Annotated in this window: 19 protein-coding genes; 8 read left to right on the plus strand and 11 right to left on the minus strand. The window is 65.9% G+C overall.

Annotation, left to right across the window (positions count from 1 at the left end):
- Positions 1 to 14: 14 nt before the first annotated feature.
- From A7X65_RS35540 to A7X65_RS35565, 6 genes are all read right to left on the minus strand, one after another.
- Positions 15 to 998: a TRAP transporter substrate-binding protein gene (locus A7X65_RS35540; RefSeq protein ID WP_245324041.1), complete on the minus strand. Its 984-nt coding sequence runs from the start codon at positions 996 to 998 to the stop codon at positions 15 to 17.
- 95 nt (positions 999 to 1,093) lie between these two features.
- A complete protein-coding gene (locus tag A7X65_RS35545) occupies positions 1,094 to 1,906 on the minus strand; it encodes an ABC transporter permease (protein ID WP_063694054.1) in 813 nt (270 codons plus the stop codon).
- 4 nt (positions 1,907 to 1,910) lie between these two features.
- A complete protein-coding gene (locus tag A7X65_RS35550; RefSeq protein WP_063694055.1) occupies positions 1,911 to 2,825 on the minus strand; it encodes an ABC transporter permease in 915 nt (304 codons plus the stop codon).
- Entirely contained in the window at positions 2,822 to 3,994 is a 1,173-nt protein-coding gene (locus A7X65_RS35555) for an ABC transporter ATP-binding protein (RefSeq protein ID WP_063694056.1), read from the minus strand. The genes A7X65_RS35550 and A7X65_RS35555 overlap by 4 nt, the downstream gene beginning before the upstream one ends.
- Before the next feature lie 123 nt (positions 3,995 to 4,117).
- Positions 4,118 to 5,578, minus strand: coding sequence for a glycerol-3-phosphate dehydrogenase (locus A7X65_RS35560; protein ID WP_063694057.1), 1,461 nt, complete (start codon positions 5,576 to 5,578; stop codon positions 4,118 to 4,120).
- A gap of 137 nt (positions 5,579 to 5,715) precedes the next feature.
- Positions 5,716 to 8,403 (minus strand): sensor domain-containing protein, encoded by a 2,688-nt coding sequence (locus A7X65_RS35565; RefSeq protein WP_063694058.1) that lies wholly within the window; start codon positions 8,401 to 8,403, stop codon positions 5,716 to 5,718.
- A gap of 202 nt (positions 8,404 to 8,605) precedes the next feature.
- Between A7X65_RS35565 and A7X65_RS35570 the strand changes: the two genes are divergently transcribed.
- The gene (locus tag A7X65_RS35570) at positions 8,606 to 9,709 is read left to right on the plus strand and encodes an NAD(P)/FAD-dependent oxidoreductase (RefSeq protein WP_063694059.1); all 1,104 of its coding nucleotides are present in this window, start codon (positions 8,606 to 8,608) and stop codon (positions 9,707 to 9,709) included.
- Between the two features lie 216 nt (positions 9,710 to 9,925).
- Here the strand turns inward: A7X65_RS35570 and A7X65_RS35575 are convergent, their stop codons facing one another.
- Positions 9,926 to 10,105, minus strand: a complete 180-nt coding sequence (locus A7X65_RS35575) for a YdcH family protein (protein WP_061880823.1) — start codon at positions 10,103 to 10,105, stop codon at positions 9,926 to 9,928.
- Between the two features lie 329 nt (positions 10,106 to 10,434).
- On the opposite strand from A7X65_RS35575, the gene A7X65_RS35580 reads away from it, so the two are divergent.
- From A7X65_RS35580 to A7X65_RS35590, 3 genes are all read left to right on the plus strand, one after another.
- A complete protein-coding gene (locus A7X65_RS35580; protein WP_008546179.1) occupies positions 10,435 to 10,641 on the plus strand; it encodes a YdcH family protein in 207 nt (68 codons plus the stop codon).
- A gap of 126 nt (positions 10,642 to 10,767) precedes the next feature.
- Positions 10,768 to 10,986 (plus strand): hypothetical protein, encoded by a 219-nt coding sequence (locus A7X65_RS35585; protein ID WP_063694060.1) that lies wholly within the window; start codon positions 10,768 to 10,770, stop codon positions 10,984 to 10,986.
- Between the two features lie 22 nt (positions 10,987 to 11,008).
- Entirely contained in the window at positions 11,009 to 11,260 is a 252-nt protein-coding gene (locus tag A7X65_RS35590) for a hypothetical protein (RefSeq protein ID WP_063694061.1), read from the plus strand.
- A gap of 105 nt (positions 11,261 to 11,365) precedes the next feature.
- Here A7X65_RS35590 and A7X65_RS35595 read toward each other — a convergent pair whose 3' ends face one another.
- On the minus strand, positions 11,366 to 12,079 hold the full coding sequence (locus tag A7X65_RS35595) for a GGDEF domain-containing protein (RefSeq protein ID WP_082885184.1): 714 nt from the start codon (positions 12,077 to 12,079) through the stop codon (positions 11,366 to 11,368).
- Positions 12,080 to 12,221: 142 nt separating this feature from the next.
- Between A7X65_RS35595 and purE the strand changes: the two genes are divergently transcribed.
- Positions 12,222 to 12,710 carry a 5-(carboxyamino)imidazole ribonucleotide mutase gene (gene purE / locus A7X65_RS35600; RefSeq protein ID WP_063694063.1) on the plus strand — a complete coding sequence of 163 codons (489 nt, stop codon included), beginning with the start codon at positions 12,222 to 12,224 and terminating at the stop codon, positions 12,708 to 12,710.
- Entirely contained in the window at positions 12,707 to 13,816 is a 1,110-nt protein-coding gene (locus A7X65_RS35605) for a 5-(carboxyamino)imidazole ribonucleotide synthase (RefSeq protein ID WP_063694064.1), read from the plus strand. The genes purE and A7X65_RS35605 overlap by 4 nt, the downstream gene beginning before the upstream one ends.
- 36 nt (positions 13,817 to 13,852) lie before the next feature.
- Here A7X65_RS35605 and aqpZ read toward each other — a convergent pair whose 3' ends face one another.
- Entirely contained in the window at positions 13,853 to 14,575 is a 723-nt protein-coding gene (aqpZ, locus tag A7X65_RS35610) for an aquaporin Z (RefSeq protein ID WP_063694065.1), read from the minus strand.
- 259 nt (positions 14,576 to 14,834) lie between these two features.
- Between aqpZ and rpsU the strand changes: the two genes are divergently transcribed.
- A complete protein-coding gene (gene rpsU / locus A7X65_RS35615; protein WP_063694066.1) occupies positions 14,835 to 15,131 on the plus strand; it encodes a 30S ribosomal protein S21 in 297 nt (98 codons plus the stop codon).
- 124 nt (positions 15,132 to 15,255) lie between these two features.
- Entirely contained in the window at positions 15,256 to 15,906 is a 651-nt protein-coding gene (locus A7X65_RS35620; RefSeq protein ID WP_063694067.1) for a tetratricopeptide repeat protein, read from the plus strand.
- 15 nt (positions 15,907 to 15,921) lie between these two features.
- On the opposite strand, the gene A7X65_RS35625 is transcribed toward A7X65_RS35620, so the two are convergent.
- On the minus strand, positions 15,922 to 16,848 hold the full coding sequence (locus A7X65_RS35625; RefSeq protein WP_063694068.1) for a hypothetical protein: 927 nt from the start codon (positions 16,846 to 16,848) through the stop codon (positions 15,922 to 15,924).
- Between the two features lie 92 nt (positions 16,849 to 16,940).
- A complete protein-coding gene (locus A7X65_RS35630) occupies positions 16,941 to 17,225 on the minus strand; it encodes a cupin domain-containing protein (protein WP_063694069.1) in 285 nt (94 codons plus the stop codon).
- Positions 17,226 to 17,266: the final 41 nt, after the last annotated feature.

A 17,266-nucleotide genomic window follows, 5' to 3' on the forward strand; every position in this document is an offset into this window, starting at 1 on the left:
GATGTTTCCCGCGATTACGGCGTCGCCCGGATCCGGGCGAGCAGATCCTTGCCGAAGCGCTTCTCGAATTCGGGCTCCAGCGGCTTCACGGCATCGATGAAGGGCTGGCGATCGACCTTCTCGATGACTTCCATACCGCCCTTGCGAAGCGCCTCGATCTTCTTCGTCTCTTCTGCGACGCCGCTCTGCCAGGTCGCCTCGGCGCCGGCCTTGGCGGCGGCGACGATCGCGGCCTGGTCCGCGGGCGGGAGAGCCTGGAACGCATCACGATTGGCGACGAAGGCGATCGGCGCGAAGAAATGCCCGGTCAGACTGGCGTATTTCTGCACCTCCTCGAGGTGGCTGGCGGCAATCGTCGCGACCGGATTCTCCTGCCCGTCGATGCGGCCGTCCTTCAATGCGGAATAAACCAGCGTGAACTCCATCGGCACGACCTCGGCGCCCAGCGCCTTGAAGGTCATCTGATAGACTTCGTTCGGCAGCACGCGGATCTTCAGGCCGCGGAGATCCGCGGGGGATTGAATCGGCCGCTTCGAATTGGTGACGTTGCGAAAGCCCTGCTTGCCGATCGCGAGCAGCACCAATCCCTTGTCGGCGAAATGCTTGGCGAAGAGAGCGCCGACCGGCCCCTCGGCGACCGCCTTGGCCTGCGCCGCATCGCGGAACAGGAACGGCACGTCGAACACGCCGAACTCCGGCACGGCGGAGCTGACCACCGAGCCCGACAGCGTGGCCATGTCGACCACGCCACTGCGCATGGCGGCGAGGATCGCCGTCTCGCTGCCCAACGCGTTGCCGGCGCGGGCATCGAGGATAATGCGGCCCTTTGCCAGCTCGCCGAGCTTGCGGCGAAATTCGTCAGAGCCGATCTGTTGCGGCGACTGCGGCGAACCGTTGTAGACCAGCGACACCATCTGCGTCGCAGCGGCCGACGGCCGAACCGCGAAACAGAGCAACGCCAGAACAGTGCTGGCCACACCAATATAAAGCCGCTTCATCGCCCCTCTTCCCCAAGCGAGGCGACGATAGCCAGATAAGCTATATGAACTGTTAACCAAGATGGCCGGTGCCCAAGCACCGCAGGAGAGCGCAGCTACAGCGGCGCCGCGCTCTCGCCCTGCGAGCTCGACAGCTTCGAGGCGAGCGAGGCGATGACGATGACGACCGCGATCAGGGCGATCACCAGCGTGCAGATCGCGTTGATCTCCGGCTTCACGCCGAGTCGCACCTCCGAATAGATCCGGATCGGCAAGGTCGCCGAGCCGGGACCGGTGGTAAAACTCGCGATCACGAGATCGTCGAGCGAGAGCGTAAAGGCCAGCATCCAGCCGGCGACGATCGCGGGCGCGATCAGCGGCAGGGTCACCGCCACGAAAGCGCGGACCGGATTGCAGCCGAGATCCATCGCCGCCTCCTCCAGGGAACGGTCGAGCGAGCCGAGGCGGGACTGCACGACGACGGCGACGAAGCACATGGTCAGCGTGGTGTGGGCCATCGTCACCGTCCAGAAGCCGCGCTCGGCATTCAGTGCCACGAACAGCAGCAGCAGCGACAGGCCGGTGATCACCTCCGGCATCACCAGCGGCGCGTAGAGCATGCCGGAGAACAGCGTGCGGCCGCGGAACCGCTCGCCGCGCGACAGCGCCACGGCCGCGAGCGTGCCGAGCAGCGTCGCGATGGTCGCGGAGGCGACCGCGACCCGCAGGCTCATCCAGGCCGCCTCGATCATGGCGCGGTCGTTGAATAATTCGCGATACCAGCGCAGCGACCAGCCGCCCCACACCGTCACCAGGCGCGAGGCGTTGAAGGAATAGAGCACGAGGATCAGGATCGGCAGATAAAGGAACGCCAGCCCCAGCGCCAGCGAAGCGACGTTGAAGCGGGTCAGGCGGGAAGCCTTGCGCATCGCCCTACCTTCCCTGTTCGAGCTGGCGCTTCTGCAGCCGCTCGTAGAGCATAAGCGGCACGAGCAGCACGACCAGCAGCACGATGGCCGCGGCGGATGCGACCGGCCAGTCCTTGTTGGTGAAGAATTCGAGCCACAGGGTCTGGCCGATCATCAGTGCATTGGAGCCGGCGAGCAGGTCCGGAATCACGAACTCGCCGACGATGGGGATGAAGCACAGCAGCACGCCGGCGCCGACGCCAGGCAGCGACAGCGGAAAGGTGACGAGCCAGAACACCTGCCAGGGCGGCGCGCCGAGATCGCCCGCCGCCTCCTCCAGCGCCGGCTCCATCTTGGCGAGCGTGGCGTAGAGCGGCAGGATCATGAACGGCAGGTAGGAATAGACGATGCCGATATACATCGCGGTGTCGGTGGAGAGCCACACCACGGGCTGGCTGACCAGATGCAAGGCCAGCAGGATCTGGTTGAGCAGGCCGTCATGCTGCAGGATGTTGATCCAGGCATAGATGCGGATCAGGAACGATGTCCAGAACGGCACGATCACCAGCACCATCGCCACCGCCTGCCAGCGCTTCGGCAGCCGCGCCATGCCATAGGCGATGGGATAGCCGATCAGGAGCAGCAGGGCTGTCGCGGTGATGGCAACGGTGAGGCTGCGCACATAGGCGAACACGTAGATGTCGTCGGAGCCGATCAGCCTGAAATTATCGGCCGACAGCGCAGCGAACGCCGCCTTGAGCGCATCCCACCCGGCCGACAGGTCGAACACCGGCTCGTAAGGCGGCTGCGCGATCGCGGTCTGCGACAGGCTGATCTTGAGCACGAAGGCGAACGGCACCAGGAAGAACAGCACCATCCAGACATAGGGCGCGATCGCGGCAAAGCGCGCCGGGCGCGCGAAGATGCGGCGGGAGCTCATGATTGCAGCACCACGCAATCGTCTGGGGTGAACCAGGCGACGACATGCTGGTTCAGGCTGTAGGCATCGACGTCGATGCGCGCGCTGTTGGCGACGGACGCCTGCAGCACCCCGCCGGTGTCGAGCTTCACCTTGTAGGTGGTGGTGCCGCCGAGATAGCAGATGTCGGCGATGACGCCGTCGAGCCGGTTGATCGCCGTCTCACGCCCGGCCTCGCTGACGGGACCGCGGCGCGACAGCTTGACCTTCTCGGGGCGGATCGCGACGGCAAATCGTCCCGCGCCGACCGGCTCGCGCGGCTCGGCCACCACCAGCGCGCCTGCATCACGCGTGCCGATGACGAGGCGATGACCGTCGCGCAATTTGGACTCGCCGTCGAACAGGTTGATGTCGCCGACGAACTCCGCGATCCAGCGCGAGCGCGGCGCCTCGTAGAGCTCGCGCGGCGGTGCGACCTGGGCGAGCTTGCCTGACTTCATCACGCCGATCCGGCTCGCCATCGTCATCGCCTCCTCCTGGTCGTGGGTGACGATGATGAAGGTCATGCCGAGCCGGCGCTGCAGCTCCATCAGCTCGCCTTGCGTGCTCTCCCGCAGCTTCTTGTCCAGCGCGGCGAGCGGCTCGTCGAGCAGCAGCAATTGCGGCCGGCGCGCCAGCGCGCGCGCGAGCGCGACACGCTGGCGCTGGCCGCCGGAGAGCTGGTCCGGCTTGCGCTTCTCCAGGCCGTCGAGCTTGACCAGCGCGATCATCTCCGCAACGCGCGTGGCGATCTCGGCGCGCGCCATACCAGCGCGTTTCAGGCCGAAGGCGATGTTGTCGCGTACGGACAGATGCGGGAACAGCGCGTAGTTCTGGAACATCATGTTGATCGGACGCTCATGCGGCAGCGCCTGCGCGATGTCCTTGCCCCCGAGCAGGATGCGCCCCTCATCCGGCGCCTCGAAGCCCGCGAGCATGCGGAGCAGCGTGGTCTTGCCGCAACCGCTCGGCCCCAGCAGCGCGAAGAATTCGCCGGCCTTGATGTCGAGCGATACGCCGTCCACGGCCCGGAACGTTCCGAAGCTTTTGGCGACGCCCTCGATGCGCAGCAACGGATGCCCCGCCGCGGGAAATGCATCTCCCGCGCCACTATCCGCCGCGGCGTCTTTTCTGGGCAACTCGTCCGTCATGGTCTCTGCCAACCCCGATTCCGCCGCACGCTAGCGGCCCATCGTCCCCAGCTCAACCGCTTCGGCTATAGATTGCGGCCTTAGCCCGGATGGAGCGAAGCGTAATCCGGGCTACGCCGCTCGCTAGCTCACATTCGCCATGAACGCGGCCAGCGCGTCACGGTCCGCAGCCGGCATGGTCAGGCCGAGCTTGGAGCGGCGCCACAGGATGTCCTCGGGGAAACGTGCCCATTCGTGCGTCATGAGATAGCGCACCTCGGCACCGGTCAACTCGGGGCCGAACGTGGGGCCGAGCTCGTCACGCGTCTTCGCCTCGCCGAGCACTGCCTTGAGCCGCGAGCCGTAGGCCGCGACCAGCCGGTGCGCCTCCGGCTCGGACAGGAAGCGCCAGCGGTCGCGCGCGAGGTCGACCTCGTGATCGAAGCGGTCCCACGCAAAATCCCCGCCTGGCAGCGGCGCGCCGGCAGTCCAGGGCGGCGACATCGGATAGAACGGCGTTAGCTTCGTCACCGCCCGCTCCGCACGCAGGCGCGAGGTGGTGACATCGCCGCCGAACATCGTGATCAGCGGAGCCTTGCGCCGGCGGGCGTGGAACAGCGTCGTGCCGTCACGTCCCCGCACGGACGCCGGCGTCAGATTGACGCCCGAGACCGTACGGACCACGTCGGTCGGAGCGACGCGCTCGCGGAAATAACGGCTGGCGGCCTCGCAGAGATAGCTGACGTCGGCCCCCGACATCGCGACGATCGCGGGGTCCCCGGTGAAGGCATGCGTGATCGTCCCGATCAGCGTGAAGTCGCGCTCGAGCGGCCGGGCGAAGATCAGCCGCCCGTCATTGTTCTGAAACACGTAGACATTTTCGGAGTCGAACAGCCTGGGCACGACGATCTGACTCATCTGCGTCGCCGCCATCGCAGGCTGCGGCTGGCGCAGCACGGTGTCCGCGACGATCGGGGTCCAGCCGCCCGTGGCGTTGGCCAGTGCCCGCGCCGTGACCGTACGGCGATAGCCGCGATCGACCACCGCAAGCCGCCAGACATCGTCCCGATCGGCACGCGCGCAGCGCGCCCCGGTCCGAATCGCTGCGCCGCGTTCGGCGGCATCCAGCGCCGTGAGCGCCACCAGGCGGGAATCGTCGACGACGCAATCCCAATATTCGAACGCGGTGCCGAACGGTCGCTTCAGCGCGTTGCCGACCGGATGATGGGTGATGTCGAGGGTCGCCGATGGCGGCAGGCCGCCCCGGTTCGTGAGGCCGTCATAGACATAGAGACCGGCTCGCAAGAGCCATGGCGGACGCTCGTCGGAATGCGCGGGGATGACGAAAGGCAGCGGCCGGACCAGATGTGGCGCGATGGCGAGCCAGATCCGCCGCTCGGCCAGCGCCCGGCGCACCCGCCAGAAGCCGCGCCGCTCCAGCACGGACAGGTCACCATGGATCAGCCGCGGTGTCGCCGATGACGCCGCGCCGGCGAGATCGCCCTGCTCGAACAGGATGACGCGCAGGCCGCGGCCGGCCGCATCGCGCGCGAGGCTGACACCGTTCAGGCCGCCGCCGATGATCGCAAGATCGTAATCCGCCATGAAGCCGTCGAATGAGAACGAAGCGCGCTCTCATCACTAGAGCCATTTCCGTTCCGATGAAATCGGAACGGAGCCCCAGAGTTTTGTTTTGCGTGTTTTCTTGACGCGAACAGGCGGCCACTTCGCTCGAAAGCGCGCTAGCCGGTCTTGAGCGCCAGCTCCATGCGTTCGGCACGGCCGACGAGGTCGGCATATTTGCCGATCGGCAGCGGTTTGCCGAGCAGATAGCCCTGCACGCCGTCGCAGCCCTCCTTGGCGAGGAAGGCGAGCTGCTCGACGGTCTCGACGCCCTCGGCAATGATCGACATTTCGAGGCCGTGGCCGAGATCGATCACGGCGCGCACGATCGCCGCCGATTGCGGGTTGCGGCCGAGATTGATGATGAAGGCGCGGTCGATCTTGATCTTGTCGAACGGGAACGCCTGGAGATAGCTCAGCGAGGAATAGCCGCTGCCGAAATCGTCCATCGAGATACGAACCCCGAGTGCCTTCAGCCGGCGCAGCAATGCAAGACCGCGATCAAAATCCTCGATCAGCACGCCCTCGGTGATTTCGAGCTCGAGCCGGCCGGGCGCAAGGCCGGTCTCGATCAGGATCGAATGGACGAGGCCGACCACGTCGCCGTGCATGAACTGCGCGGGCGACAGATTGACCGCGACCTGGAGCGGCTTCGGCCACGACGCCGCCTCGCGGCAGGCCTCGCGCAAAATCCACTCGCCCATCTCGACGATCAGGCCGCTCTCTTCCGCGATCGGGATGAACTCGGCCGGCGAGACCTGGCCGCGCACCGGATGTTGCCAGCGCGCCAGCGCCTCGAAGCCGATGATGTCGCTCTCGGCGACGCTGTGGCGGGCGACGCCCTGGGGCTGGAACGCGAGCGAGAGCTCGCCGTTCTTGATCGCCATCGAGAGGTCCTGGTGCAGCACGCGGCGGTCGCGGATCTGCTGGTCCATCTCGGGCTGGTAGAGGCTGATCGTGCCGCGCGACTTCTGCTTGGCGCGGAACAACGCCGCACCGGCATTGGCGAGCAGCGAGGCGCCATCAGCGCCGTTGTGCGGGAAGATCGACATGCCCGTGGTGACGCCGGCGCGGACCGGCCGGCCATCGATCTGGAATTCCTGTGCGACGGCGTCGCCGATCTGTTGCGCCAGGGCGAGGCCCGACTCCGGCTGCTTGCCGTCGATGATCAGGCCGAACTCGTCGCCGGACAGGCGCGCCACCACGCCGCCGCGTGCGGAGTCCTGGAGCCGCTGGGCCACCTCGATCAGGAGCTTGTCGCCGAGCGCATGGCCGAAGACGTCGTTGACCTCCTTGAGGCCGTCGAGGTCGACGCAGAGCACGGCAAATTCCTCGCCGGTGCCTTCGCAGGCCTCGATCATCTGGGTCAGCGCCTGCAGGAAGGCGGCGCGGTTCGGCAGATCGGTGAGGCCGTCGTGATAGGCCATGTGCGCCATGCGCGACTCGGTCTGCCGGCGGTCGGTGACGTCTTCATGGGTCTTGATCAGATATTGCGGCTCGCCGGCATCGTTCAGCACGGTGGCGCGGCGGGTCAGGAACAGCCGCAGGCCGTCCTTGGTGGAGATCGGGTGCTCCTCGGTGATCATCCCGCGCTTCTTGATCGCGGCCTCGTCGCGCGCGATGATCAGCTTGGCTTCCTTGGGATTGAAGATGTCGGACGCGGTCAGGCCCGTGGCCTCCTCGCGCCGGCGGTTGAGGATCGTCTCGGCGCTGCGGTTGGCGAGCAGATAGCGGCCATCCTTGACCTGCTCGACGATCAGCGCCACCGGGATGTTGTCGACCACGAGCTCGAGGAACTTCTTGGTGCTCTCCAGTTCCTGCGACAGCGAGCGGCGGTCGGTGATGTCCTCGAACACGAGCAGCAGGAATTCGGGCTTGTTGCTCTCGTTGCGGACCACGATCCGGATCGAGGCGACCATGCGCCGCTCACCGCCGCGGTCGACCTCGAACTCGTTGCGGAACCGGCCATCCGCCGCCTCGAGCGCCGCCCGGTCGGCGGCCTCGATGCTCGTCGCCGAGCTCGCCGCGAACAGCTCCCGCGCATTCCTGCCGACGGCGTAATCCCGCGACAGGCCCCAGAACCGCTCATAGGCGCTGTTGGCGAAGATGTAGCAGCCGTCGTCGATGTTCTTGGCGGCCACGCAGGCCGGCACATGGTCCAGCACCGATTCCAGGAATTGCTTGGTCGAGGCGAGCTGCCGCGACAGCTTGCGCTGCTCGCTGACGTCCAGATGGGTCGCGACCGAGCCGCCGTTCGGCAGGATGAAATACTTCACCAGGATCGCCCGCCCGTCGGGCAGCTCGGTGATCAGGCCGTTGGTGCTCGCCGCCTTCTCGTAGAACTCGTCATCGGAGACGCCGCCCAGGACGCCCCGCTTGCGCCTGAGCTCGAGGATGTCGTAGCCGGTCATGCCGGCCCACAGGTCCGAACGGGTCAGGCCGTAAATCTCGAGATAGCGGTTGTTGCAGAAGATGATGCGCCGCTGCGCATCGGTCATCACCACGCCCTGGTTCAGGCTGTTCATGGCGGAGGAGACGAAGGCATTGCGCCGCAGCTGCGAGCGCCGGGTCCGGCGTAGCGCCGAATGGACCCACAACGCGACGGAAGCCAGGAACGCGCAGACGACGACGCCTGCGATCAGGGCTTCCCAGATCAGGTTGGGACCGAGCTGGCCGATATAGTCCGGCGGGGTGAGGCTGTCCGAGAGCGCAAAGGCGCGCGCAGGCGCGACCATGCCGGCCAGGCACAAGACGGCCTGCACAGCAATCGGAAGCGTGCTGCCCTCGTGCCAGTTCTTCTCAGCCATCAGCCACCCGCGATTTCAACGTCGGATTGTCTGGCCTCACGGGTTTGGATCGGGTAAACGCCTGTACGCGCAACAGAAAAATGTGACGCCAAATACGGCAATTGCCCTGACATGATAAATTCTTCCTTAATGGAAAACGGCCCCGCGCCCGTCTTCCCAGGTCCCATGCCACCGGCGCTCCCAGCGGACACCCTGCACAACCATGGATAAGGTCGATTGCATCGTCATCGGAGCCGGCGTGGTCGGGCTCGCGGTGGCACGGAAGCTCGCCCAGGCCGGGCGCGAGGTCGTCGTGCTTGAGGAAGCCGAGGCCATCGGCACCATCACCTCCTCGCGCAACAGCGAGGTGATCCATGCCGGCATCTACTACCGCGCCGGGAGCTGGATGGCGCGCATGTGCGTCGGCGGCAAGCACGCGCTCTACCGCTACGCCGCCGAGCGCGGCATCCCCCACAAGAATTGCGGCAAGCTGATCGTCGCGACCAGTGCCAAGGAAACCGAGAAGCTGCAATCGATCAAGGCGCATGCCGAAGCCAATGGCGTGCTCGACATGCAGCTGCTCACGGGCGAGGCCGCACGCGCGCTGGAGCCGGCGCTCGCCTGCGACGCCGCGCTGCTATCGCCATCGACCGGCATCATCGACAGCCACGCCTACATGCTCTCGCTGCGCGGCGAGGCCGAGGATGCAGGCGCGGCCTTCGCGTTTCACACCCCGCTGATCCGCGCCAAGGCCGTCGCCGGCGTGATCGAGGTCGAGGCCGGCGGCGAGGCGCCGATGACCTTGCAATGCGACCTGCTCGTCAACGCTGCGGGACTGTCGGCGACGACAGTGGCGCGCAATATCGAGGGCATGCCGCTCGACCGGATTCCGCCGGCCTATCTCGCCAAGGGCAACTACTTCAGCTGCAACGCCAGGGCGCCGTTCTCGCACCTGATCTATCCGGTGCCCGAGCCCGGCGGCCTCGGGGTGCATCTGACGCTGGACATGGCGGGACAGGCGCGTTTCGGGCCCGACGTCGAATGGATCGAGACGATCAACTACGAGGTCGATCCGTCACGCGCCGAGCGCTTCTATCCGGCGATCCGCAAATACTGGCCGACGCTGCCGGACGGCGCGTTGATGCCGAGCTATTCGGGTATCCGGCCGAAGATCGTGCCGCCGGCTGTGGCCACGCAGGATTTCCTGATGCAAGGCCCGCGCGACCACGGCGTCGCGGGTCTGGTCAACCTGTTCGGCATTGAATCGCCGGGGCTGACCTCGTCGCTGGCGATCGCGGATCACGTCGCCGAACTCGCGGACATCTAGCGCGCTCTCGCGCGAAGCGGGGCACGGTTCGCGCGAAGGAAATACGCCCCAAAAAAACGAGAGCCATTTCCGTTTCGATTCCATCGAAACGGAAATGGCTCGGGCTTCCGCGCAAATGTCTTTGCACGGTCTCGCACCTTGCAGCAGGGATGAGCACAAAGGCTCTCATCCCCGCCTGAAAGGATACGATCAACTCTAACGCTGTTACGGGGGTCGCTAGTGGAGCGTATCGCCGTGCTTCAGACGCTCGATCTGGTCCTTGACCATCAACTTCCGGCGCTTCAACTCAACAATTTGCAGGTCGTCTGTTGAAAGGTGCACGAGAGCTTCGTGCAATTCGTTTTCGAGAAGTTTGTGCTTCCGTTCCAATTCAACCAGATGTGCCTGAATTGTCATTCGAAACCTCCTCGGTAGGGTAGAGCTTTAGGATTCGATCCGGACGACGAAGTCTACATCACCGATTCGTTCTGTCGATGGGTATCCGTCGTCGCATCGTCATTTTTGAAAATTCATATGTAATGAAGCGTGAGTAATGGAACCGCGCCTGAAAAATCCATGATATCAATGCGCTCGCGCAGTGCCGCATCGGTCCGCAGAAATATGTTGCGGGAGATCGGCGTGCCGGGGTCGCAGATCGCTTGCGATCACGTCGCGCAAGGACGATAATTTCCACAGGGCATCCACAGCCTTAATTTCACGCTTTTCGGTTTTCGGCCACCGCAGACATGACCAATGAAGACGAGCGTGAGCTCGAAGCCGAGCTCACCCGGTTGCAGCAGGAACACCGAGATCTCGATGCGGCGATCGATGCACTGCATCAATCGCCTGCCCCCGACCTATTGCGGTTGCAGCGGCTGAAGAAGCGCAAGCTGTTGTTACGCGACCGTATCGCGTTCATCGAAGACCAGATCACGCCCGACATCATCGCCTGATCCACAGAGGCGCGTTCGCGGCCCGCTCACCGCGGATGAATCCGCTTGACTCGCTGAGAACAAAATAGGAACATTTTGCAACCCCAGCGCCCCAGGAAACGCCCAAGCAGCCCAAGGACACCGCCGATGTCAGTCCCCGCCCTTCTCGACAACAGCCATTACGAACAGGCCTGCTATCAGGCGATCGCGATGTGCGACGGCAACCTGCGCAGCACCATCAAGGCGCTGATCATGGCCAACGAATATCTCGAGGCGGAGCTGGAAGAATTGCAGGCGGCGATTTCCGCCGGCTGCATCCCCGAGACGTCACGCAGCAAGGCGCGGAGCAACAGCAGCGCCGCGTAGTTTTGATCATTGGAGCAACGCCATGTCGGACGTGACCTATTACGTTGCAATGCCCTTCCTGATCGATGACGACGGATCGCCTGTCGCGGGCGCCGCGGAGGAGTGTCAGTCCTCGACGGCAGCGCTCCGGCGCGCCGAAGCTCTGGCGCGCGGCGCTGGCCATATCGGCGCGGTCGCCTTCAGCCGCAGCGGCGATCCCATGACCGGCGAATTCGGGGACGCCACGCTGCTGCGCAAATTCGGCAACGTGCCCGAAGATCTCGCGACCCTTTGATTTCCCGTTTGAGCACGATCTCCGCGCAAACACGTTGCGCGTTCGTCGCGAGGAAAACCGCTACGCACTTCGCGCTGACGCGGCCCTTCGGATCCGGACTATGCTCTAACGCTCGCTGCTCACGAGCCTGATGCGCGGCTCGTGCCGGCGCCGCGCCTTGCGCACATACATGGCGGCATCGGCCTCTTCCAGGGCGCGGCCCGCATCGGAATGCGGACCGAGCAACGCGACGCCGGCAGAGGCGCCCGCGGCGACCTGCTGGCCGCGGAAGACGAAGGACAATTCGTCGATCGCCTGCTCGAAGGAAGCAGCCTTCGCCTTGGCATCGGTCTCGTTGAGATTCCAAAGCAGCAGCGCGAACTCGTCGCCGCCGAGCCGGCCGACCACGTCGGAGGCGCGAACCTGCCGCGTCAGCGTCGCGACGATCGCCTTGAGCACTTCGTCGCCGGCGGCGTGGCCGAAGCAATCGTTGACCGGCTTCAACCGGTCGACATCGAGCACGATCAGCGCGCCGCTGGCGCGATACCGCTTCATGTAGGCAATGGCGCGTGCGAGCTCGCGCTCGAAGCCGCGCCGGTTCGGTATATCGAGCAGGAAGTCGGTGTCGGCGGCCGCCTCGAGTTCCGAGACCCGCAGCAGGGCCTCCTTGAGCTTGCTCTTGAGGCCGCGGATGGTCGCGTTGGCGTCGGCGGCAGCGGCGGCCGGAGCGCGGCGCCGCGCCGGCTTGGCCGGGGCCTTCGCGGCGGCTCCGGGTCGGCCGGCACTGGTCTTCCGGCCCTTTTTGGCCTTCGCAGCGCGCGCCCTTTTTGGTTTCCTCATGGGCATCCTGCTCAATGAAGGCTTGCGGGGATTCACCAAGACAGGATAGTGCATTCCCTTCTCCTTGCCACCGCCTTGCGAGCCGCCGGCCGGAACCGTTAATCTGGCCTATGTTTCTGTTTTCCCGAGCACAATTAACGCCATGACCGCGCCGATCGCCATTATCATGGGAAGCCAGTCGGACTGGGACACGATGCGGCATGCCGCCGACACGCTTGCGGCGCTCGGCGTTCCCGCCGACACCCGCATCGTTTCGGCCCACCGCACCCCCGACCGGCTGTTTGCCTTCGCCAAGGGCGCCAAGGCGGCCGGCTACAAGGTCATTATCGCCGGCGCCGGCGGCGCTGCGCATCTGCCCGGCATGGCCGCCGCGCTGACGGAACTCCCGGTGCTCGGCGTCCCCGTGGAGTCGAAGACGCTCAAGGGCGTCGATTCGCTTCATTCGATCGTTCAGATGCCCGCGGGCATCCCGGTCGGCACCCTCGCCATCGGCAAGGCCGGCGCAATCAACGCGGCGCTGCTTGCCGCCGCAGTGCTGGCATTGTCCGACCCGGCTTTGTCCGACCGCCTCACCGCCTGGCGTAAGGCGCAGACCGAGGCGGTTGCCGAGCGTCCGGAGGACAAGGCGTGACTGACGCAAAGCAGGTGACGCTGAAGCCCGGCGACACCATCGGAATCCTCGGCGGCGGACAATTGGGGCGGATGCTCGCGATGGCCGCGGCACGGCTCGGCCTGCGCTGCCAGGTGTTCTCGCCGGATCCGGACTCGCCGGCCTTCGACGTCGTGCTGAACGCCACCTGCGCCGAATATGCCGACGTCGAGGCGCTCGAGATGTTCGCGGGCGACGTCGACGTGATCACCTACGAATTCGAGAACGTGCCGGCCGCCGCCGCGATGGTGCTGGATGCGCGCCGCCCGGTGCTGCCCAAGCGCAAGATCCTCGAGACCACCCAGGACCGGCTCGCCGAGAAGGATTTCGTGACGCGGCTCGGCATCGGCACCGCCGCTTACGCCGACGTCACCTCGGTGGCGTCGCTGCGCGAGGCGATCCTGAGGATCGGTCTTCCCGCGGTGCTGAAGACCCGCCGCTTCGGCTACGACGGCAAGGGCCAGGCCATCATTCGCGAGGGCGACGACATCGCCAAGGTGTGGACCAGTCTCGCCACCAAATCGGCGATCCTGGAAGCCTTCATTCCCTACGAGCGCGAGATCTCCGTGATCGCCGCGCGCTCGGCCACGGGCCAGGTCGAGTGCTTCGACGTCACCGAGAACGAGCACCGCGATCACATCCTGAAAATATCCCGCGCGCCCGCGCCCATTCCCGATGCGCTGGCCGAGGAAGCACGCAGCATCGCCGGCAAGATCGCCGACGCGCTCGACTATGTCGGCGTGCTGGCGGTGGAGATGTTCGTGCTCGCCAATGGCACCGGACCGAAGGTGCTGGTGAACGAGATCGCACCGCGCGTGCACAATTCCGGGCACTGGACGCTGGACGGCGCCTCCGTCTCGCAGTTCGAGCAGCACATCCGCGCCATCGCCGGCTGGCCGCTCGGCAAGCCGGTGCGCCATGGCGAGATCGTCACCATGACCAACCTGATCGGCGACGAGATCAACGACTACGGCAAATGGCTGAGCGTGCCCGGCGCGACCGTGCACATCTACGGCAAGGGCGCACCGCGCCCCGGCCGCAAGATGGGCCACGTCACCGAAGTGAGGCGGCCGATCGAGGGTAAGTGAAGGGACCGCAGCAAAGGCTGCGATCCCGCACTTGAATCAGGCCGTCTTCGCGCCCGCGACGATGCCGCTGGGCTCCTCGCTGAGCCAGCGATAGATCACCCCGCCCAGCGCGCCGCCGATCAGCGGTGCGACCCAGAACAGCCAGAGCTGCGACAGCGCCCAGCCGCCGACGAACAGCGCCGGACCGGTGCTGCGCGCCGGGTTCACCGACGTGTTGGTGACGGGAATGCTGACGAGATGGATCATCACCAGCGCAAGCCCGATCGCGAGCGGCGCGAAGCCGGCGGGCGCGCGGCCGTGGGTCGCGCCCATGATGATGAACAGGAACATCATGGTCATCACCACCTCGGTGAGGAAGCACACGATCATGCTGTACTGGCCGGGCGAATGGGCATCGTAGCCGTTGGACGCAAAGCCCTTGGTGACGTCGAAGCCAGGCGCTCCGCTGGCGATGACGTAAAGGATCCCGGCACCGACGATGGCGCCGACCACCTGCGCGATCACGTAAGGCAGGATCTGCCCGGCCGGAAACCGCCCGCCGGCGGCAAGGCCAAGCGTAACGGCCGGATTGAGATGGCAGCCCGAGATGTGGCCGATCGCGTAGGCCATCGTGACCACGCTGAGGCCGAACGCCAGGGACACACCGACCAGACCGATTCCGACCTGCGGGAAGCCGGCCGCGATCACGGCGCTGCCACAACCTGCGAATGTGAGCCAGAAGGTGCCGATAGCCTCGGCAGCGTATTTTTTCATATCCATTGTCGTCCCCTCATTTCAAAGAATCCGGAACAAAGCTCCGGTCGCGGCCCCGCCAAGGGCGCCAAATCACCCAAATCGAGGCCGCCCGGGGGCATTTTCGCCGCATTTAATGGCTGAACTTGGCCCGAAAACCCGCTTGGCAGGTGGACATCAAGGGTTTTGTCTGATACATCCGCGCCCTCAGGTTAAGGGCTTGCGCGTTTCGCCATCCCCTTTGACTTACCAGAATTCAAATCCGATCCACTGAAGAGGATGCCGCGTGCAGGTTCTCGTTCGCGATAACAATGTCGACCAAGCCCTTAAGGCGCTGAAGAAGAAGATGCAGCGCGAAGGCATTTTCCGCGAGATGAAGCTCCGCGGTCACTACGAAAAGCCCTCCGAGAAGAAGGCCCGCGAAAAGGCCGAAGCCGTGCGCCGCGCGCGCAAGCTGGCCCGCAAGAAGCTGCAGCGTGAAGGCCTGCTGCCGATGAAGCCGAAGCCGGTGTTCGGCGCCGGCCCCGGTGGCGACCGCGGTGGCCGTGGCGGCCCGGGTGCAGGTCCGCGCCCTCCGCGCTGATTTGGTGAATAACTAAGACCTCAGTTTTCGATGACGCGGGCCCTTGGCCCGCGTTATTGTTATGAGCGGTGCCTTTCTGGGACGGGCACGACCGGTGCGGCACCAACGCGCGAGCGAACCGTAGATGGCCTCCCCTTTCCCCGAGCGCGGCTTGGCGCGACGACGCCGGTTCTGGCGGCAGCCGCTCGCACTGGCCCTGACGGGGATTGCGCTGTGCGGCTGCTCCTTCGATCTGGGATCGCTGATGCCGGAGAAGGACAAGCCGCAGGAGGCGCCGAAGGCCGCCGCGACCGCCGAGAGCGCGGTCAGCCCCGGCAGCGTCACCGAAGCCCAGGCCCACACAACAAAGGCCCAGTCCCTCGCCAAATCAGGCGAGACCGCAGCGGCGCTCGACGAGTTCAATCGCGCCGTCGGGCTCGATCCCTATAACGCGCAGGCGCTCTATGGCCGCGCGCTGATCTACCAAGGCAACAACCAGCACGACGTCGCAATCGCCGATTTCAGTGCGGCGAGCGGGCTCAATCCGCAAAAGGCCGAGCCGCTGCTTGGCCGTGCCACCAGCTACCTCGCCCTCGGCAAGATCAAGGAGGCGACGGCCGATCTCGACGAGGCGTCCGAGGCCGACCCGCACAATGCCCAGATCTGGACCGCGCGCGGGCAGGCCTATGAGCGGCTCGGCGACAAGGCCAAGGCGGCGGCGTCCTACAACAAGGCGGTTGCGCTTCGTCCGCGCGACGATACCGCCCGCAGCGGCCTCGCCCGCGTCGGCGGCTGACAGCAGCGAAAGCTCTTAGTCGGGGGTGGCGCCCTTCGGCAGGACCGAGTGGAACATCGACTTCATGCCCGACAACATCTCGTCGGCGACGTTGGTCTTCTTCGGTCGCGGCATGGCCGCGCCGGCGTCGGCCCGCAGGTCAAGCGGTGGTGCGATCACCGGCACGGGAATGTCGGCCGGGGGGGTGATTCGATTCGGGTCGTCGTTGCCGACCGACGCGGTGTAGTTCGGCGACGAACCGCCATTGCCATACGCCTCGGTCGAGGGCGTGGACACCGTGATCGGCGGCGGCAGCGGGCGGACCGCGGATGAATCGGTCGAGATGACACGCGGGGCCTCGGGGGTGCGGGCGGCTTCGCGCACCGCAGGCTCGGGGGTCCGCTCGACCGGCTTGGTCTCGGCGGCCTTGGCTTCCGCGGCCTTGGCTTCGGCAGCCTTCTCGGCGGCCTTGCCCTCAGGCGACTTGCGCAGACGCTCGATGGCGGCACGCGCCAGGTCGTTGGCGTCCGGGGCCACGGCCGGGGAGCTCGCGGCCGGCGCCGAATTCGCCTCGGCCACCGGCGCGGTGGCAGCCGGGGTCGACTTGGCAGCCGCCTTCTCGCGGGCCGTCGGGCGGCCATGGGAGGCGGTCTCCGCGGGAGCCGTGTCAGCAGACTTGGTGTCCGCCGCCTTGGTCTCGGACTTGTCGGCAGGCTTCTCGACCGCCGCCTTCTCGGTCACGTTCTTCTCGGAGACGCCCTTGGCCTTGACGCCCGGCGCGGGGAGATTGGCGGTGTCCGCCGGCTTGCCGTCGCCGCCGGCCTGGGCAGGCGCCGTCACGGCCGCGGGGGCGTCGGGCGCGGGCCTGGCGTTGATGTAGTGGTTAACGATGTAGGCCCCGATGATCGTCGCGAGCACCGAGGGGAAAATATCCATCGAGATTTTAGCGAGGTATTTCAGCATTTCTCGGCCACTCCCCGCGCGACCTGATGCGGGAACTTTGGGGCATTGTAAGGGATCAACTACGACGGATCGATGGCAAACGGCAACCGGCCTTACGGCTTCAGCTCGATCTCAAGGAACACGATCTCGGTTGAGGTTTCGTTAAGCACGTCGTGCTGGACGCCGGTCTTGCGGAAGTAGGATTTTCCGGCCGCAAGCTGCGCCTTGGACCGCTCGCCGCCGGGGGCCACGATGGTCATCTCGCCGGCCACGACGGGAACGATCACATAGTCCATCCCGTGGGTGTGATGCCCGGTCGCGCTGCCCGGGGGAAGTCGCCATTCGGTCACCCGGACCTGTTCGTTGTCGATCTGGACTTCGGACTTGGCGGCAAGCATCGGAACTCTCCTGGGACATGATCCGGACCCGATGGGCCGCG

Origin of the sequence: Bradyrhizobium stylosanthis, from assembly GCF_001641335.1 — a bacterium.
In the GTDB taxonomy this organism is placed as follows: domain Bacteria; phylum Pseudomonadota; class Alphaproteobacteria; order Rhizobiales; family Xanthobacteraceae; genus Bradyrhizobium; species Bradyrhizobium stylosanthis.

Excerpts from the sequence above, each read along its gene's own strand:
- A7X65_RS35540 (WP_245324041.1), bottom strand. The coding sequence starts at position 998 with ATGAAGCGGCTTTATATTGGTGTGGCCAGCACTGTTCTGGCGTTGCTC.
- A7X65_RS35545 (WP_063694054.1), bottom strand. The coding sequence starts at position 1,906 with ATGCGCAAGGCTTCCCGCCTGACCCGCTTCAACGTCGCTTCGCTGGCG.
- A7X65_RS35550 (WP_063694055.1), bottom strand. The coding sequence starts at position 2,825 with ATGAGCTCCCGCCGCATCTTCGCGCGCCCGGCGCGCTTTGCCGCGATC.
- A7X65_RS35555 (WP_063694056.1), bottom strand. The coding sequence starts at position 3,994 with ATGACGGACGAGTTGCCCAGAAAAGACGCCGCGGCGGATAGTGGCGCG.
- A7X65_RS35560 (WP_063694057.1), bottom strand. The coding sequence starts at position 5,578 with ATGGCGGATTACGATCTTGCGATCATCGGCGGCGGCCTGAACGGTGTC.
- A7X65_RS35565 (WP_063694058.1), bottom strand. The coding sequence starts at position 8,403 with ATGGCTGAGAAGAACTGGCACGAGGGCAGCACGCTTCCGATTGCTGTG.
- A7X65_RS35570 (WP_063694059.1), top strand. The coding sequence starts at position 8,606 with ATGGATAAGGTCGATTGCATCGTCATCGGAGCCGGCGTGGTCGGGCTC.
- A7X65_RS35575 (WP_061880823.1), bottom strand. The coding sequence starts at position 10,105 with ATGACAATTCAGGCACATCTGGTTGAATTGGAACGGAAGCACAAACTT.
- A7X65_RS35580 (WP_008546179.1), top strand. The coding sequence starts at position 10,435 with ATGACCAATGAAGACGAGCGTGAGCTCGAAGCCGAGCTCACCCGGTTG.
- A7X65_RS35585 (WP_063694060.1), top strand. The coding sequence starts at position 10,768 with ATGTCAGTCCCCGCCCTTCTCGACAACAGCCATTACGAACAGGCCTGC.
- A7X65_RS35590 (WP_063694061.1), top strand. The coding sequence starts at position 11,009 with ATGTCGGACGTGACCTATTACGTTGCAATGCCCTTCCTGATCGATGAC.
- A7X65_RS35595 (WP_082885184.1), bottom strand. The coding sequence starts at position 12,079 with ATGAGGAAACCAAAAAGGGCGCGCGCTGCGAAGGCCAAAAAGGGCCGG.
- purE (WP_063694063.1), top strand. The coding sequence starts at position 12,222 with ATGACCGCGCCGATCGCCATTATCATGGGAAGCCAGTCGGACTGGGAC.
- aqpZ (WP_063694065.1), bottom strand. The coding sequence starts at position 14,575 with ATGGATATGAAAAAATACGCTGCCGAGGCTATCGGCACCTTCTGGCTC.
- A7X65_RS35620 (WP_063694067.1), top strand. The coding sequence starts at position 15,256 with ATGGCCTCCCCTTTCCCCGAGCGCGGCTTGGCGCGACGACGCCGGTTC.
- A7X65_RS35625 (WP_063694068.1), bottom strand. The coding sequence starts at position 16,848 with ATGCTGAAATACCTCGCTAAAATCTCGATGGATATTTTCCCCTCGGTG.
- A7X65_RS35630 (WP_063694069.1), bottom strand. The coding sequence starts at position 17,225 with ATGCTTGCCGCCAAGTCCGAAGTCCAGATCGACAACGAACAGGTCCGG.